This window comes from Corallococcus sp. CA049B (assembly GCF_003611685.1).
In the GTDB taxonomy this organism is placed as follows: Bacteria; Myxococcota; Myxococcia; order Myxococcales; family Myxococcaceae; genus Corallococcus; species Corallococcus coralloides.
On the sequence record NZ_RAWC01000013.1, the window covers coordinates 67,442 to 82,697 of the forward strand.

Genomic DNA, 15,256 nt, shown 5'->3' on the forward strand with positions numbered 1-15,256 from the left:
ATTGTCCCGCTGCGAGTCAAAGTGCGCGGCGCTGCATGTGGCTGGCCGACATCAAGGCCGACTGGCAGGGGCGCTACCTCTTCATGCCCGCGGAGGCCGGTGGTCGCATGGCCATCACCCACTGCTGCTGCGACTACCCGTCCGTGCCCGACGGGGAGGCACAGCGGAAAATCTGGGAGCGCGGTCGCACAGCCTTCCGGCGTGACTGGAGTACAGAGTTCGGCGACTGGCCGAAGACGGGCAAGACGAGTTGGCCCGGCCACCACATCTACGACCTGCTGCATGGAGGTCCTCCGCTAGCTCCTGGCAACATTCTTCCTGTCCCGCCCGACGTACACCTCGAGTTCAACAGCGCCTACCCCGCCTGCTATGCACCCGGGGGAAAGTGGCTGGCACCAGGCCCCGAGCGGCCCTACGTGGACTGAGGGCACCACCATGTCCATGGACAGACTGCTGAAGGAGTTCTCCCGCCTCCACTTCCCCCGTCCACCAGCGACTCCGTCGGAGGTCGCAGCCTTCGAGGCTCGCATCGGATGGAAGCTGGATGCGGACCTGCGCGCCTTCTACCTGCATTCCGATGGCGGAACGCTTTTCGAGGAAGAGCCCGACGCGAGCTACCGCATTCTCTCGCTCGCGGAGATCCGCCGGGCCCGCGTTGCCATCATGGGGCGAGACACCAACGAGTATGGGGCGCCCTCCCAGTACACGTTGGTAGACATGCAGGACACCAACTACGTCATCCTGGACGTGGCCCAGCAGGCCGGCGGCTCGTATCCGCTCTTCGATGCGTGGCATGAGACGTATCCAGTAGCGAAGCGCATCGCCTCCTCGTTCGCGGAGTTCCTGGATCGTGCGATGCGTAGCGACGGCTTCTCGTACTGGCTCGACGGGTGAACACCGTTCCCAGCATCAGCACGGAAGGGTGGCGGCGCAGGCGCCCTTGCCGAGGACGCTCACGCCTCGCCAGCGCCCTCCATCAGAAAGTCGATGACGGCGCGCACGGCGGGAAGCTGGCCCCTGCGGTGTGGCGTCAGGATCGTCGTCGTCACCGTGCCCGCGGTCCAGGCGGGAAGCACACGCACCAGCCGCCCGGCCTCCACGTCCACGCGGGTGAACGTCTCCGGTAGACAGACGACGCCCAGTCCGGCCGTGGCAGCCTTCAATAGCACCAGCGACTCATCGGCGGTCATGCGCGCCCGCGGCATCACGGTGACCGTCTCCCCCGCCCTCCCGCGCAACCGCCATTGCGCGGCCGTGGCACTGGTCAGGAGGCCGTCGTGTTCACTCAAATCCTCGGGCCTGCGAATCCTGCCGCGGCTGGACAGGTAGCCGGGCGACGCCACCAGGATGGTGGACTCCACCGCGAGCCGGCGCTGCACCAGGCCTGATGCGGGCAAGGGCGAAAAGTGACTGCGCACCGCGATGTCGAACCCCTCCTGCACCAGGTCCACGAAGCGGTCCGTCGCGTGGAGCTCGACGCGCACCTTGGGATGCGCCAGCGCCAGCAGTGGCAGACGGTCCGCGAGCCGGAACTGCGCCGTGGGGACCGACGTGGTGATCCGCACCACGCCACTCGGCTCCGCCTGCCTGCGGCGCACCACGTTCTCCGCGGCCTCCGCCTCCATCACGGCGGCGCGGGCATGGTCGAGGAAGTCCCGCCCCACCTCCGTCAGCGTGAAGCTCCGCGACGTGCGCTGGATGAGCCGGGCGCCCAGCGCGTCCTCCAATTCGGCCACGCGCTTGCTCACCGTGGACTTGGGAATGCCCAGCCGCCGCGCCGCCGCGGCGAAGCCACCGCTCTCCACAGCCTGGACGAAGAGCTGGAGGTCATTGAGATTCAAGGGCCGCGCCTCATCGTCCACGGGTGTGGACCTTGCGTTCGCGTTCCGCTGTCTACACGGCGCGCATCGTCACGGCCATCTTGTCCGCATCGAAGGCATCACGCCTTCGCCTTCGGACAGGAGCTTCACCATGGCACTGCCTACCCTCTTCTACGGTGTCCCCTCTGGCTGCTCGTTCGGCTCCATCGTCGCGCTGGAGTGGCTGGGCCGGCCCTACCAGCTGTGCCGCATCGCCATGCCGGAGGACGTCACCAGCGCGGACTACCGCCGGATCAACCCCATCGCGGAGACGCCCACCCTGATGACGGAGACGGGCGCGCGCATCAGCGAAAGCATGGCCATCCTCAATCACCTGGGCGCGCGCGGAGTGGACACCGGCCTGTCGTTCGCCCAGGGCACCGAGGACTTCGACCGGTTGAACCAGATGCTCGCGTACCTGAACACCACCTTCTTCAGCGCCTTCTCGCCGCTCTGGTACGCGATCGAGCACGCCGAACTGCCGGAGTCCGAAAAGCAGGCGCTGCGCAACCTGGGGGCCCGCAAGGTGATCTCCGCGCACGCGAACCTGTAGGCACTGATGGGCGACACGCCGTGGCTTCTGGGCGACCACCGCACGCTGGCGGACGCCTACTTCATCGGCATCGCCCGGTGGACCCGGTACCACGAGGTGCTGGACCGCCGCGACTACCCGAAGCTCCAGGGCCTCTTCGAGCGGCTGGAGGCGGACGCTGGCGTGCGCTTCGCCCATGCCATTGAAAAGGGCGAGACGCCTCAGAGCAGCGGAGCATTCCAGGGGCACATCCGCCTCGCGGAGGCCCTGCGACGGCTGCCCGCGTGAACTGGGGAGCCCCGTCCGCCCGCTCTCCCAGGAACGGGCGGCGAAGCCATCGACGTCAAGGGTTCAGGGCGCGGAACACCGCGTCCACCACCTCCTGCTCGGTGGGGAACGCCAGGCCAGTCTTCTTGATGACGACCTTCCCATCCACCGCCACTTCAAAAACCCCCGACCCGCCCTTCTTCAGTTCCGCATCCAACTCCAGTTCGTCCTTCAGTGCGGCCGCCGCACGGGCGGCCCGGGGCAGGTATCCTCAAGCGGTACAGTAGGTGATGGAAACCTTCGCGTCGGCCATGGTGCGCCTCCTGACGGAATGGGACACCGCGCGAGGATGCGCGGCACCTGCACCATCGTGGCGCCCAGCCCCGCCCCGCGCCAGCCCTCCGGAGGCGCAGCGGACGGCCCTGTGTCTCGCGCAGAGCGTTGGACGTCATACAGGCCGTACAAGCTCCAGCCAGCGGGCCAGCGTCAGGTCGGTATAGGGGCCTTGTCCCAAGCCATAGGCGCCCAGCGAAAAACCATCGTTCCACTCGACGATGGCGGTTTGACCGGACTCGAGCACGCCGAAGTCGACCGCATATCCTGCTGTACCCTCTCCAGATTCCTCCAGCAGTTGGACGGCCCGCCTGACCTGCTCTTCATCAATTCGATGTGCAGGGTCGCCTCCATAGTGGCGAATCCCCACAACGGTCCCCTGCACGACGAAGACCCGGAACTCGCTCTGCCATCGGACCACTTCCGAGCAGAGGATCTCCGTGCTCGCCGATGCGCGCTCCAGATAGAGCAGATCTTCCACTGACGCGAAGACGTGTCCCGTGAATCGTTTACGGCGCCCATGGGGTTTGGCGAAAACCGGAGGGCCTGCTTCTTGGAGTATGGCCGCCTTCAGGTCTCTCACGGTGCTCCGCTAGACACGCCGGTGGAGAAAGGAACTCAGGCTCGGCGGATAATCGTGGGTCTCGGGTGCAGGGATTCCGAGTTGTTTCAGCGCTCCCAGCACAGTTGGTACGTCACCCGCCACCAGGACGTCCCGAGCAAACGATACCTGGGGCCCTGGAGAGCTGCTTCGCGGTAAATGTCTCGACGGCAATCTGGAGAGCGTGAGCAGGGAGTCCCCCACGTGTTCTACGACCCGCTCACGTTGGCGCCTCCGAACGTGAACGGGATGAGCGCCTCGAGTTGGATGGAGCGACGAAGGTCGACGCGAGCCGCGATGTCGCCGCGCTCAATTACGAGCAACTCCGCGCTGACACCGATGAGTTCCGCGGGTTCGTAGAACCCATCAGCGATGCGCGCCGAGAGTTCTTCAAGTCGCGTGCAGGGAAGACGCGCGGCGCCAATCGCAATGGCATACCAGCTGACGTCGATGTGGCGAGTCCAGCCCTTCTTCGCGCCGAAGAAGCGGACGACCTCCTTGATGCACTGACCCACCCCATCGAGCACGTCGTGGCTCCAGGGGGCACCGGCGAAGCGCGAACGCGCGGCGCGATACGATGCGAGGATCCGATCTGTGCTTCACGCTGCGGCACGATTGCGACGCACTCCGCGCCGCGCAGGGAGATGCCGATCCACTTCAAGAAGCCAGGCTTCACACGGTTCAGGGCGCCGAGGCAGGCTGTGCGTATCGGTGCTGTTGCCCGGAAACATGAAACGCGCGATGCAGGGCAAGATTCGCCCGGATCGCCTGCCGCGCGGGCTCGGGGAGATGATCCCAACGCAGGCGGAGTCCGGGCTTGACACCAAAATGGAGCGCTGTCTCGCGCTGCAACTGGTCCGATTCCAGAAGGTTGCCGTCGGCTGCGAATGAGATCAGGCCCTGGTCGAAAAGAGCATCCAGCGGGCTCGAGAGCAACAAACCGTTGTTCACATCGCCTCGCAAGGACTCATCCAGCCGCCACGCCACGATATGGGACGCGCGAAGCTGTCCATTGCAGGGAACGCCGTGCACTGAGCACGAACCAGACCAGCGGCGCAGAAGTTCACGCCGAAACGCAGCATGCTGCGGACCGCGAACCCAGATTTCACGCAGGATTTCGGACGCGGGAAGGTTCGGACTTTCTTCCGGAGACGAGGGCGGCAGAGCGGTCGCCGCAGAAACAAGAGAATTCCACGCTTCGGACGCGATGAACTGTCCGCGCAGGGCATCGAGGATGCGCACCACGCCCTTTGAAGGGTTGCCCCATTGAGCTACCGCATAGGCCACATACCCCTGGAGGGAGGTCATCAGTCCCGGAATGGACTCCGCGCCGAAGCGATCCACGATGCTATCCACGAAATACTGCGTCGCCTCCGCACTCATTGGGGAACTGAACCCCTGCCCCAGTCGCAAACACCGATAGTTATTAAGCAGCACTTCAGCACTGCCGGCATTCATCGCCTGCTCTTCAACCAACGCAGCGATCGCCTCCGCACGTGTCTTATGTCCGTCAACCACTTGCTCCGCCCATTCACAAGCGGCCGCGAACTGTTCCGGCTTGTGCTTCGCGGACCTCGTCCTGCCCGTTACCGACTCCGCAAGGGCTTCGTCCGTCACCTCTTCACCTCCATCATGAGGCGTCGCCGAATCCACCACCTCATTCTCAACCTGGTATTCCGTGGACGCGGCTGCCTCACCCAAAAATTCCCGGTAGCGACGAACTGCAACTGCCACATCGTCTACGACCTTGAGCGGAATACGCTGGCGCAGCTCCGCATCCGTGCTCAACAAGTTTAGAAAGCTGTCGAGCTCGTCACCGGATGCGTTCTCGACATCTCGGCCCGTAAGGAGGGACAGCTTCCGCAGACGAGAGACATAATCTCCCGCAGCGGCGCGACTCAGCGGCCGCCCCGTCGTTTCCGAGGTATATCTCGTCTGGAGCCAAGCACGGAAGTCATCAAAAGGCATGCGACTATCTTGGCTGAGTTTCAGCCATCTGTCTCCTGGGTCTTGGGCTCGCCGGAGGCACTCGCGCGATGCGATTGACGCCACGAGGACCGAGGCTCGAACCAGCGTCGACATCCTGGTGAACGTGGACGTCAGTCGATATTCGGCCAGGTCAGGATGCCCTGCGAAGCGGGGATGCGCTCAAGACTGGCGAACCCGTTCTCAGGCTGCGGCGGAACCTCTACGTACACCCGCCCATCCAGTACGCCCATCTGAAGCGACATGGCTCAAGCGCCGTACCCAAGATCCTTCCAGACGCAGCAACTCAGGAGAGCGGCTGGAGCCCCGAGCCTCAGCCACATCCATCCCCATGCGCTCGTCCAGGGCAGGAGCCCAGTTCCTCACGAATTCGCGGATTCGCCGCATCTGTGCTCCAGTGGGCTCCCCTCCCCCTTTCATCCATGACCACCGGAACCCCTTCGTCTCCTCATGAGCCGGGCATGCGGCGCGCGGTATCGCGCTGGGAAATCGTCGGCTTCTCCATCAACGACGTCATCGGCAGCGGTGTCTACCTGCTGCCGGCGGCGGCCGCCGCGAACCTGGGCTCGGCCAGCACTGGCGCCGTCGTGCTCGCGGGGCTGGCGGTGCTGCTGCTCGTGCTCTGCTTCGCGGAGGCGGCCAGCTACTTCGACAAGCCCGGCAGCGCCTATCTCTACACGCGTGAGGCCTTTGGAGAACGGGTGGGGTTCCAGGTCGGCTGGATGACGTGGCTGGCGCGCGTCTCGTCCGTGGCCTCGTTGTCCGTCGGCTTCTCCCGCGCGCTGGGCTTCCTTTGGCCCGCTGCGAACTCAGGCGTGGGCCAGGGACTGGCCATCGCCGTGCCCCTGCTCGCGCTCACCGCCATCAACGTCGTGGGCGTGAAGGGCGGCGCTCGCACCGCGGTGTTCCTCGCCGTCACCAAGACGGTGCCCCTGCTGGTGTTCATCGCCGTGGGGCTCTTCTCCGTGTCCGTGCCGCTGGCGACGTCGGTGGCTCCCAGGGAGGGAGGCAACCTGGGGGCCGCGGTGCTGCTGCTGCTGTTCGCCTATGCCGGCTTCGAGAACACGGCGGCTCCGGCCGGTGAGTTCAAGAACCCACGCCGCGATGTGCCCTTCGCGCTCATCGTGCAGATTGGCGTGGTCACGCTCATCTACACGGCGGTGCAGTGGGTGGCCCTGGGCACGTTGCCCGGAGTCGCGGACGCGCAGACGCCGCTCGCCAACGCCGCCGCGCGGTTCCTCGGGGGGTGGGGTGGGCTCCTCATGACGGTGGGCGGGGTGCTGTCCATCCTGGGGACCAACAGCAACACCGTGCTCGCCGGGCCGCGCTACCTGTACGCGCTGGCGCAGGACGGCTTTGGCCCCGCCGCGCTCGCCACGCTGCACCCGCGCTACCGCACGCCGACGGTCGCCATCCTCACGCAGACGGCCATCGCGCTGCCCCTGGCGTTCTCCGGCTCGTTCGAGGTGCTCGCCACGCTCTCCGTAGTGGCCCGGCTCGCCACGTACTTCGGCACGGCCCTGGCGGTGCCCGTGCTGCGCCGCAAGCTCCAGGCGCCCCCGAACGCGTTCCGCATCCCCGGTGGGCCCGTGATTCCCCTCGCCGCCGCCGCGCTGTGCGTCGTCTTCGCGCTGAGCGCGGAGAAAGAGAACCTCGTCGCCGGGGCCATCGCACTCGCGGTGGGCTTCGTGCTCTACAGGTTCCAGCGCAAGCCGGACGGGAAGGCGGCGCTCGGATAGCGCCCCGCCCCCCGCGGCCCCTTCGCCGCGTTCGCGGAAATGAACGGCGCTACGGCTTGCGCTTCGGGGGAGGGACGGCGGCAGCGGCGGCTTCGCGCAGCTTGTCCTTCTTGCTCTTGCGCCGGCCCTTCACGCCGCCGTTCGCATCCAGCGGCGGTGCGGCGGACACGGCGGTCTGCGTCGGTTCGAAGCCCGCCACCTGCTCTCGCGCGACGGACAGGTGGTTGCGCTTCTCGATGAGACGGAAGTGGGCTTCGGTGTCCGCGCTGACGAAGCTGATCGCCACGCCCTGGTCGCCCGCCCGCCCCGTGCGGCCAATGCGGTGCACGTAGTCCACGGTCGAACGCGGCAGGTCGTAGTTCACGACCGCGGGCAGGCCCGCGATGTCCAGCCCGCGCGCGGCGACGTCGGTGGCGACGAGGACTCGCACGCGCTTCGCCTTGAAGTCCGCGAGCGCCCGCGTGCGGGCCCCCTGGCTGAGGTCTCCGTGCAGCGACGTCGCGGGGATGCCGGCGCGGTTGAGCTTCAGCGCGACATGGTCCGCCGCGTAGCGGCTGGCGACGAACGTGAGGACGTGGGACCACGCGTGGGTTTCCAGCAACTGCCGCAGGAGCATCGTGCGCCGGGGCGCATCCACCTGGATGGCCCGCTGGCGGATGAGGTCCGCGGAGGGCAACTCGCCGTCATCGACGTCGATGCGCGTGGGCTCGTGCAGCAGTCGCTCCGCGAACGTACGCACGGCGGGCGGGAACGTGGCGGAGAACAGCAGGTTCTGGCGGCGCGCGGGCAGGAGCGTGAGCAGGCGGTTGAGTTCGTCAGCGAAGCCCAGGGAGAACAGCCGGTCGGCTTCGTCGAGCACCAGCGTCTCCACCTCTCCCAGCCGGAGCGCGTTCTGATCCACCAGGTCCAGCGCGCGGCCCGGTGTGGCCACGACGATGTCCGCGCCGCCCCGGAGCGCCAGCATCTGCGGGTTCGCGGAGACGCCGCCGACCGCGAGGCACGTCTTCAGCGGCTTCTTCAAGTGACGGCCATACCGCTGGAGGGAGTCGGCGATCTGGGCGGCGAGCTCTCGCGTGGGGACCAGGATGAAGGCCCGCACCGGCCGGACCGCCCCACCCGGCCGGGCGCGCAAGGCCTCCAGGAGGGGCAGCAGGAACGCCGCGGTCTTCCCCGAGCCCGTCTTCGCCGAAGCCTGGACGTCGCCGCCGCGCAGCACCACGGGGATGGCCGCGCGCTGCACCGGCGTGGGTTCGTCGTATCCAAGTTCGGCCACGGCGCGGGCGAGCGCGTCCGACAGGCCAAGTGAAGCGAAGGTCATGGGAGGGGAGCCCTGGGTGGCTGGCACGGCACGGACAACCCTACCCTACCTGGGGTGTCCGGGCAGGTAGATGGAAGCGGTGGAAGCGGCTCCGGGTGACCCGCTCGAGGCCTCCGGGACACCCTCCAGCCGCGCCAGGAACTCCGGGGCGCGCTGGCGGACGAACTCCATCAGAAGCGGCCAGTCCCTCCGCGGCTTCTCTCAGAGGTTGCTTTCCTCGGTGTCCGGATCCAGGCGCACGAGGTACGGCGGGACGGTCCACTTCAGGGCCTGGTCCAGGTTGCCCACCCTTGCGCTTCCGAGGAGCAGGATGGGGGCGAGCGCCATTCCCGTGATGAAGTCCCCGGTGCCGTCGATGCGCCGCCGGTACTCGGCGATGGCATCATTGAGGTGGGTGGTGCCACCGCGCGAGCCGATCAACGCGTTCAACATGCCCGCGGCGTTCACGCCCTTGGTCACCGCCGCCCGCAGCGCCTCCCTGTACTCGTCGTACTCCTCTTGCGTGAGCAGACGCCGCTGACGGATCCGCTTGAGGTAGCGGAGCTTCGGAATCAACGCGTCGCTCTGGTCACGCAGCAGGCTGCCCATGAGCGGGACCTGTCCCGCCGGGTCGTTGTGGAAATACTGCTGCGTCAGGTCCATGTCGCCCAGCGAGATGTCGACATCCATGTGGATGCCCCCGACGAAATAGAGATAGAGCAGTCGCGCCAGGTCCGAGAAGTATTTGACGTCATCCCAGATGCCAGCCAGCGCGGAGCGGCCGGCCCGGCTCGCCAGCTTCGTCAACCAGCCACCGCTGTCGAGCCGCTCGATGGCGAGGACCCGGAAGCCCGCCTGCTCCAGCCTGTGCCGTTGGGTGGCGCGCAGGGGCCGCTTGTCCTCGGGCGCTTGAGGGCGCTTGGAGAAGATGAAGATGCCCTTCGTCTTCGCGATCGCCTCTTCGAGGTGCGAGTCCAGCACCCGCTCGACCTCCTCGGAATACCAGAGGTGACTCGTCCAGCCAGCCTGCTTCGCCCGGAGCCCATCGGCGATCAACTCGTCGACCACCGCGGGACGCATGGGTCCGCCGGTCCAGAAGCGATGGATGTTCTTCGGGATGGCGTGCGTCGTCCCCATCGGAGAGCCGAGGATCCCCGAGATGATCCGCGCCTCCTCGGCTTGACTGGGATGCCGGTGCATCTGCCCGGTGATCAAAGCGCGGGGCATGGCGAAGAGGCCTCGAGGGACCTCCAACAAGGGCGCGGGCGTGAGGCTCACGGACGGGCGGGACCTCCGGATATCGAACAGCCGAACGGGCGTCTCCCCCACGCGCGGCCCCTGGGGACCGTGCTCCGTGCAGATGCCGATCGAGCAGAAACGACACGTGTCGCGAACCCACTCACCGATAAGCGCTCCACTTCGATGCGCCGGGTCATGGCAGATTCCCAGATCACAGAATGTACACATGGCCTGCGTCCTCGAAGGGTGAACGAGCGTCGAAAGCAGGCAGTCTGTCCGCAGGCACGTGGAACGGGAATGGGTGCGCCGGGACCTCCGCCCCCTGCCTCGGTGGAGCATTCTTGAATTTCCGGCAGGGGTGAGGGGTGGAGGAAGCCTGAAGAATCCCTCCGAGAGCACCCTTGCCCGAGCGCTCGGACTGCTGCCGGAGGGGGCCTTCGAGACGCACGATGACGTCGCCGTGGTAGGCGCGGGGCCCGCGGGGCTCGCCACCGCCGTCCCGCGCTCGCGAACCTCGCTCCGGAGGTGCCTGACCTGTGGGCCCGTGGGCTGCTGCGACGACTCGCCATCACGCCACGCGACCCAGCACTTCCACGCCAGCGCCCATCCGGTCATCAAATCGTTCGAGATGAGCGCGCCCTAGGCACCTGCGTCATCGCGCCACAGGTTGGGCCGGCTCGCGAACAGCTCCGTCAACCATTCGATGAAGACCCGCGCCCCGGCGCCCAGCTGACGTGTGGGTGGGTAGACCAGGAACAGGGGCCGGGGTTCGGGCCGCCAGCCGTCCAGCACCCGCACCAGCTCCCCGGACGCGAGGTAGGGCTCCAACACGAAGCGCGGCGCGAACATGACGCCCAGGCCGGCGAGCCCCGCGGCCAGGTATGCGTTGGTTTCGTTGAGCGTGAGCAGGCTTCGCCCCTGGACCTCCAGCCGCTCGCCCTCGCGAACGAAGACGATGGGGAGCTCCTTGCCGCTCAGCGACGAGAAGTAGCTGACCACCGCGTGCGCCGGACCCGCCAGCTCCAACGGGTGGAGGGGCGCGCCGTGGCGCTCCAGGTAGCGGGGGGATGCGCACAGCCAATAACAGAGGTCGCCCAGGTGCCGTGCCACCAGGGACTCGTCCTTCACCGGGCCTCCGCGAATGGCGCAGTCGACGTTGTCCGCGAGGAGGTCCACGACACGGTCACTCACGCCCAGCTCGATGTGCATCTGGGGGTAGCGTGCGTAGAACGACGGCAGCGCGGGGATGAGCAGCAGCCGGGAGATCGTCCCACTCGACTCCACCCGCAGGCGCCCCCGGGGACCGCGCCGTGACTGGGACAACGTGGCTTCGAGCTCCCGCACCTCGCCCAACAGCCGCAGGGCCTGCTGGTAGTAGGTCATGCCCTCCGGGGTGACCGTCACGCGGCGCGTGGTGCGGTGCAGCAGCTTCACGCGCAGATGAGCCTCCAGCTGTTGGATCAGCCGGGTCACCGCCGCCTTCGGGCGGCCCAGCGCATCCGCTGCCTTGGTGAAGGTGCCGGTCTCCACCACGCGGACGAAGGCTTCCATCGCCGTGAACGTGTCCATCTTCGACCTTCCGATTGTTTCAGCGGTGAAACGCAGTGTGCGAAGGGCTCCCGTTTATCCCAGCGGAGGCGGGGCGTATCTCCTCACGCATGAAAACGACCCCTGCTCGCGGTGCCTTCTTCGCTGTGTCTCGCGCCCTCACCCTGCTGATGCTGAGTGGTGCTCCCCTGCTTTCGTCCTCCGTCCACGCCGCCCCGCCCCAGGTCCGGACCCAGGCCCCCGGGTTCCATCGGATGATGCTCGGCGACTTCGAGGTCACCGTGCTGTCCGACGGAACTGTTCCCCAGACCGTGAGCCAGGTGGCGACGGGCACGACGCCAGGGCGGGTGAAGGAGCTGCTCTCGCGCGACCACCTGGAGGATCCGGTCGAGCTGTCCATCAACGCCTTCCTCATCAACACCGGCACCGCGTTGGTGCTCGTGGACACAGGCGTGGGGAGCTTCTTCGGCCCTGGCGTGGGAGGCCAGCTCCAGCAGAGCCTCCAGGCGGCGGGCTACCGTCCCGAGCAGATCGACGTGGTGTTGCTGACGCACATCCACTCCGACCATTCGGGTGGGCTCATGTCCAAGGTGAGCCGGGCGTTCCCCAACGCCATCCTCCGGGTGCACGCGCGAGAGGCAGGCTTCTGGCTGGGGCGCGATGACCGGGCGAAGGGACCGGTGGACCCGAAGTACTTCGAGGAGGCTCGGGCGATGGTGGGGCCGTACCAGGACGCGGGGAAGCTGAAGGCGTTCGGAGATGGAGACGCCATCGTTCCAGGCATCCGGGCCATGCCGACCCCGGGACATACGCCGGGGCACAGCGCCTACGTCGTGGAGAGCCGTGGAGCGCGGCTGGTCCTGTGGGGCGACCTGATGCACTTCGGCTCGGTGCAGTTGCGCGAGCCTTCGGTGACGGTCGCCTACGACGTCGATGAGCGCGCGGCCGCGGCGCAGCGGGCGCGTGCGTTCACGGAAGCGGCGAAGCGCGGTGACCTGATCGGCCTCGCGCACATGCCCTTCCCGGGTCTGGGCCGGCTGAGCGCCGAGGGCAAGGGCTACCGGTGGATCCCGCTCAACTACAGCTCCGGCCAGCGCTGGGAGGGCACGAAGGCCAGGGCGGAGTGAGAGGGTTCCGTGCCGGCCCATCGGGGCCGGCACGGCGATCTTCGAGCGTGACCTGCCACCCGGATTGCTCCCTTCCCCACCGCTTACGTAGGATTTCGGCTTCGCGTCCTCCCCTCCTCTCAAGGACCCAAGCCATGCGATACACGCGCAAGAACATCGCCGAGTTGCTCGATACGGTGCAGGGCAGCCCCGACGTCATGGGCTTCTGGACGTCAAACTTCGCTGGCTCCGCCTTCACCCTGGTCCCATCCCCTGGAGGCATGATCTGGCAGGACGTCTACGCGCCCAGCCGCCAGATCTGCGAGGACGGCATCCCGTACGGCACCGAGGACGGCATGAACAATCACTGCGGCGGCACCGGCTACTGAGCTTCTCGCGGCGAGCCTCCATCGCATAGCCTCGTCCAGATGCGATGCGGATCCCATCGGTGGGCTGCCTTCGGCCCTCACCTGACCATTGAGCGTGACGTCCCCCGCTTCGTGAGAGGGGCGTGCAGGGTTGCGCTGATCGCGGCCCTCTCCTTCCCCGGCGTTGCGCTCTTCGTACCTTCCCTCTGGAGCGCATGGCCGGCATGGGCCATGGCGCTCCTCGCCTGCATGTGGGCCGCCGACCAACTGACGTCCGACTGGAAAGCGCTGCTCAACAAGGAAACACAGCTCTTGAAGCTGCGGTCCGGTGTCGGCGTGTTCTTCTCCGCGAACACGCACCCGCTCGGGTCTTTTACGTCCGTGGCCCTCTCCCCCCGCGGAAAGGCTGGGGGAGGCTCCATCGACTGGGGATTCTACTCAGTGGAGTTGAAGTCCCCGACACGCACCGTGGCGGTGTCGGGGAGTAACGACCGGGACGAGGCGCTGGAGCTCGCCCAAGCCCTCTCTCGTTTCCTCGGCGTTGATTTGAGTGTGGACGGCGGACACGCGCGCCCCGCGGATGCCCGCCTCGAAGCAGCGCCACTTGACGGCGAGCGGGCGCCACCGTCACTCCCCCCAGGCAGTCGTATCCGGGCCCGGCAGGGTGCGCAGGGTCTGGTGTTGCAGCTGCCAGGCTGCGGCTGGAGGCCCCTGTTCGTAATGAAGGCGGGCATCGCGCTTGTCATCGCGGTAGGTGGACCCACCGTCTTCGGGCTGGCCTGGGTGCGCACGTACGGCCTCCGACAACTCACCTCCGCGGAGCCGCTGATGGCCCTCGCCATCTTCCTTGGCCTGGGCGGACTCCTTCTGTGGAGTGTCATCCGGGAGGTCAATATGGGTTGGTCTCTCGTCGCGTCCTCACGGGGCATTGAGCATTCGCGCACCGGGGGCGGGAAGCCGGGAGAAGCCACACGACTCCCAGCGTCGCAGATCGAGGACATCGACCTGCGTGAGCCGGAGGAGAAGCTCTTCGGTAGCTTGACCGTCGTCATCGAGCACAAGAAGGGCTTCGTGCGGATGGGGGCGGGGCTGTCCCGGGAAGAACTCGAATGGACGGAGACCATGCTGCGCCGAGCGCTGGCAACCCACCGGGGGCCGAGATAGGCCTGCCCCAGGGGCCGCATGGGCCAGAGCCCATCCGGCCCCGTTGAGGCTCAGGGCGATCGGAACCAGCTCGCCGTGAAGCTCCCGGAGACTTCCGTGAATGAATCGGGCCCCGTCATCGTGATGGTCGTAGAAGTCGGCAGAGGATACGGCGCAGGACTTGCGCAGGTTCCTGATCCACGGTGGTTGCGCGTCCCAGTGTAGGTCCCGGCAGTGGAGCCCGGGGTCAGTCCCGAGAACTTCACATCACCCGTCCGCCAACAGCCATCTCCGTTGTTCGACATGATTCCGGAGCCGCTGCTGTCGATGGTGAAGCAGCCAGGCCAGCTCGCGTGGCACCACTTCCCCACCAACGGATCCGTCGAGGAGAGGACGGCCGCCTTCTGGGCCGACAGGTCCGTCTGCTCATCCATGGCGCCGCCACAGGCCGTGAGACAGAGGACTGCGAGGGCCGCGAACATTGCTTGTCTATTCATCGGGTGTCTTTCCTTGGAAGATCGGCTTGAGGCGATTGCCACTCTTCAAGACCCCACAATAAATGGCAAGCAATATGGGTGACCCTGCGAGCCTGACCTCTGGTGCAAGGGCATGCCGGCATGGGGTGTGGGCATACCCAGGGATTGGCGAAGCTGCCGCGGAACCTCAAGGAGGGGCTCCCACGGGCTTTTGTGGAGGGCGTCACATACACAACAGCAATCCAAACACCGCCAACAAACGTTTCCGCCTCCAATAAAACCCATCCACGCTTTTCCGCCTTTCCCCAATGGCTTACTCAAAATTCGGAATTATCATCCGCCCACCCATTCCACACACGGAGGTAGCGCCATGATGAGCCGTATGAAGTGGTTGGTCGCGATTGGCAGTCTGATGTTCGCGGCGGGCTGCGGGCCCTTGGAATCCGAGCAACCCCTCGACACAGCACCGTCCAGTGAGGTTAACCGTCCGGCCAATGACGTGCCGGCAGGCTTGATGACAGACGCGGACCGTGCTCGGCGAGCGCCGCGAGGAGTCAGCTGTTCAGGGACTGGGCTGGAGGGGTGACTCGGGCGGGTCAGCAGCGCGTCGCCGCTTCCACTCGTGAGGTAGCAGTTCACCGATGCGCGAGTGCGGGTGCGTCTGCACGCGCAGCAGCATGTCGGCCAGGTACGTCTCGGGATTGACGCCGTTGGCCTCGCAGGTGGCGACGAGGGCATAGAGGCCGGCGAGATTCGCCCCCG

At 66.8% G+C, this 15,256-nt stretch carries 18 protein-coding genes; 9 read left to right on the forward strand and 9 right to left on the reverse strand.

Annotated features, from left to right (window positions below):
- Nucleotides 1–35: 35 nt before the first annotated feature.
- Together D7W82_RS41320 and D7W82_RS05060 are read left to right on the forward strand one after the other, a co-directional pair.
- Nucleotides 36–425 (forward strand): hypothetical protein, encoded by a 390-nt coding sequence (locus tag D7W82_RS41320; protein WP_233587302.1) that lies wholly within the window; start codon nt 36–38, stop codon nt 423–425.
- Between the two features lie 10 nt (nt 426–435).
- The gene (locus tag D7W82_RS05060) at nt 436–894 is read left to right on the forward strand and encodes an SMI1/KNR4 family protein (RefSeq protein ID WP_120617241.1); all 459 of its coding nucleotides are present in this window, start codon (nt 436–438) and stop codon (nt 892–894) included.
- A 59-nt stretch (nt 895–953) separates the two neighbouring features.
- On the opposite strand, the gene D7W82_RS05065 is transcribed toward D7W82_RS05060, so the two are convergent.
- On the reverse strand, nt 954–1,841 hold the full coding sequence (locus D7W82_RS05065) for a LysR family transcriptional regulator (protein WP_120617257.1): 888 nt from the start codon (nt 1,839–1,841) through the stop codon (nt 954–956).
- Nucleotides 1,842–1,971: 130 nt separating this feature from the next.
- Here D7W82_RS05065 and D7W82_RS41325 point away from each other — a divergent pair, with 130 nt between their 5' ends.
- The gene (locus D7W82_RS41325; RefSeq protein ID WP_233587303.1) at nt 1,972–2,412 is read left to right on the forward strand and encodes a glutathione S-transferase N-terminal domain-containing protein; all 441 of its coding nucleotides are present in this window, start codon (nt 1,972–1,974) and stop codon (nt 2,410–2,412) included.
- A gap of 6 nt (nt 2,413–2,418) precedes the next feature.
- The gene (locus tag D7W82_RS41330; protein WP_233587304.1) at nt 2,419–2,679 is read left to right on the forward strand and encodes a glutathione binding-like protein; all 261 of its coding nucleotides are present in this window, start codon (nt 2,419–2,421) and stop codon (nt 2,677–2,679) included.
- Nucleotides 2,680–2,734: 55 nt separating this feature from the next.
- Here D7W82_RS41330 and D7W82_RS41335 read toward each other — a convergent pair whose 3' ends face one another.
- The 4 genes from D7W82_RS41335 to D7W82_RS05085 all read right to left on the reverse strand — a co-directional run bounded on the left by D7W82_RS41335 (nt 2,735) and on the right by D7W82_RS05085 (nt 5,560).
- Nucleotides 2,735–2,971 (reverse strand): SelT/SelW/SelH family protein, encoded by a 237-nt coding sequence (locus D7W82_RS41335; RefSeq protein WP_233587305.1) that lies wholly within the window; start codon nt 2,969–2,971, stop codon nt 2,735–2,737.
- Between the two features lie 135 nt (nt 2,972–3,106).
- Nucleotides 3,107–3,574, reverse strand: a complete 468-nt coding sequence (locus tag D7W82_RS05075) for an ATP-grasp domain-containing protein (protein ID WP_233587306.1) — start codon at nt 3,572–3,574, stop codon at nt 3,107–3,109.
- Between the two features lie 227 nt (nt 3,575–3,801).
- Complete coding sequence (locus tag D7W82_RS05080; protein ID WP_120617242.1) at nt 3,802–4,119, reverse strand: hypothetical protein; 318 nt, start codon at nt 4,117–4,119, stop codon at nt 3,802–3,804.
- 154 nt (nt 4,120–4,273) lie between these two features.
- Nucleotides 4,274–5,560, reverse strand: coding sequence for an HNH endonuclease (locus D7W82_RS05085; protein WP_158617593.1), 1,287 nt, complete (start codon nt 5,558–5,560; stop codon nt 4,274–4,276).
- A 479-nt stretch (nt 5,561–6,039) separates the two neighbouring features.
- Here D7W82_RS05085 and D7W82_RS05090 point away from each other — a divergent pair, with 479 nt between their 5' ends.
- Nucleotides 6,040–7,317, forward strand: coding sequence for an APC family permease (locus D7W82_RS05090; RefSeq protein WP_120617244.1), 1,278 nt, complete (start codon nt 6,040–6,042; stop codon nt 7,315–7,317).
- Nucleotides 7,318–7,366: 49 nt separating this feature from the next.
- Here the strand turns inward: D7W82_RS05090 and D7W82_RS05095 are convergent, their stop codons facing one another.
- Together D7W82_RS05095 and D7W82_RS05100 are read right to left on the reverse strand one after the other, a co-directional pair.
- Nucleotides 7,367–8,635: a DEAD/DEAH box helicase gene (locus D7W82_RS05095; protein WP_120617245.1), complete on the reverse strand. Its 1,269-nt coding sequence runs from the start codon at nt 8,633–8,635 to the stop codon at nt 7,367–7,369.
- A 201-nt stretch (nt 8,636–8,836) separates the two neighbouring features.
- Nucleotides 8,837–9,841: a hypothetical protein gene (locus D7W82_RS05100; RefSeq protein WP_147439227.1), complete on the reverse strand. Its 1,005-nt coding sequence runs from the start codon at nt 9,839–9,841 to the stop codon at nt 8,837–8,839.
- A gap of 472 nt (nt 9,842–10,313) precedes the next feature.
- On the opposite strand from D7W82_RS05100, the gene D7W82_RS42515 reads away from it, so the two are divergent.
- Complete coding sequence (locus tag D7W82_RS42515; protein WP_370450936.1) at nt 10,314–10,496, forward strand: UBP-type zinc finger domain-containing protein; 183 nt, start codon at nt 10,314–10,316, stop codon at nt 10,494–10,496.
- Here D7W82_RS42515 and D7W82_RS05110 read toward each other — a convergent pair.
- On the reverse strand, nt 10,493–11,422 hold the full coding sequence (locus D7W82_RS05110; protein ID WP_120617247.1) for a LysR family transcriptional regulator: 930 nt from the start codon (nt 11,420–11,422) through the stop codon (nt 10,493–10,495). The two genes, D7W82_RS42515 and D7W82_RS05110, sit on opposite strands and share 4 nt — an antisense overlap.
- 89 nt (nt 11,423–11,511) lie before the next feature.
- Between D7W82_RS05110 and D7W82_RS05115 the strand changes: the two genes are divergently transcribed.
- The 3 genes from D7W82_RS05115 to D7W82_RS05125 all read left to right on the forward strand — a co-directional run bounded on the left by D7W82_RS05115 (nt 11,512) and on the right by D7W82_RS05125 (nt 14,039).
- Entirely contained in the window at nt 11,512–12,528 is a 1,017-nt protein-coding gene (locus D7W82_RS05115; RefSeq protein WP_233587307.1) for an MBL fold metallo-hydrolase, read from the forward strand.
- A 134-nt stretch (nt 12,529–12,662) separates the two neighbouring features.
- On the forward strand, nt 12,663–12,896 hold the full coding sequence (locus tag D7W82_RS05120) for a hypothetical protein (protein WP_120617248.1): 234 nt from the start codon (nt 12,663–12,665) through the stop codon (nt 12,894–12,896).
- A gap of 210 nt (nt 12,897–13,106) precedes the next feature.
- Entirely contained in the window at nt 13,107–14,039 is a 933-nt protein-coding gene (locus D7W82_RS05125) for a hypothetical protein (protein ID WP_120617249.1), read from the forward strand.
- A gap of 1,017 nt (nt 14,040–15,056) precedes the next feature.
- Here D7W82_RS05125 and D7W82_RS05135 read toward each other — a convergent pair.
- On the reverse strand, nt 15,057–15,256 hold a 200-nt coding region (locus D7W82_RS05135; RefSeq protein WP_147439228.1), incomplete at its 5' end, for a transposase domain-containing protein.

Coding starts and splice junctions, on each gene's coding strand:
- D7W82_RS41320 (WP_233587302.1), top strand. CDS start 36: ATGTGGCTGGCCGACATCAAGGCCGACTGGCAGGGGCGCTACCTCTTC.
- D7W82_RS05060 (WP_120617241.1), top strand. CDS start 436: ATGTCCATGGACAGACTGCTGAAGGAGTTCTCCCGCCTCCACTTCCCC.
- D7W82_RS41325 (WP_233587303.1), top strand. CDS start 1,972: ATGGCACTGCCTACCCTCTTCTACGGTGTCCCCTCTGGCTGCTCGTTC.
- D7W82_RS41330 (WP_233587304.1), top strand. CDS start 2,419: ATGGGCGACACGCCGTGGCTTCTGGGCGACCACCGCACGCTGGCGGAC.
- D7W82_RS05085 (WP_158617593.1), bottom strand. CDS start 5,560: ATGCCTTTTGATGACTTCCGTGCTTGGCTCCAGACGAGATATACCTCG.
- D7W82_RS05090 (WP_120617244.1), top strand. CDS start 6,040: ATGCGGCGCGCGGTATCGCGCTGGGAAATCGTCGGCTTCTCCATCAAC.
- D7W82_RS05095 (WP_120617245.1), bottom strand. CDS start 8,635: ATGACCTTCGCTTCACTTGGCCTGTCGGACGCGCTCGCCCGCGCCGTG.
- D7W82_RS05100 (WP_147439227.1), bottom strand. CDS start 9,841: ATGCCCCGCGCTTTGATCACCGGGCAGATGCACCGGCATCCCAGTCAA.
- D7W82_RS05110 (WP_120617247.1), bottom strand. CDS start 11,422: ATGGACACGTTCACGGCGATGGAAGCCTTCGTCCGCGTGGTGGAGACC.
- D7W82_RS05115 (WP_233587307.1), top strand. CDS start 11,512: ATGAAAACGACCCCTGCTCGCGGTGCCTTCTTCGCTGTGTCTCGCGCC.
- D7W82_RS05120 (WP_120617248.1), top strand. CDS start 12,663: ATGCGATACACGCGCAAGAACATCGCCGAGTTGCTCGATACGGTGCAG.
- D7W82_RS05125 (WP_120617249.1), top strand. CDS start 13,107: ATGGCGCTCCTCGCCTGCATGTGGGCCGCCGACCAACTGACGTCCGAC.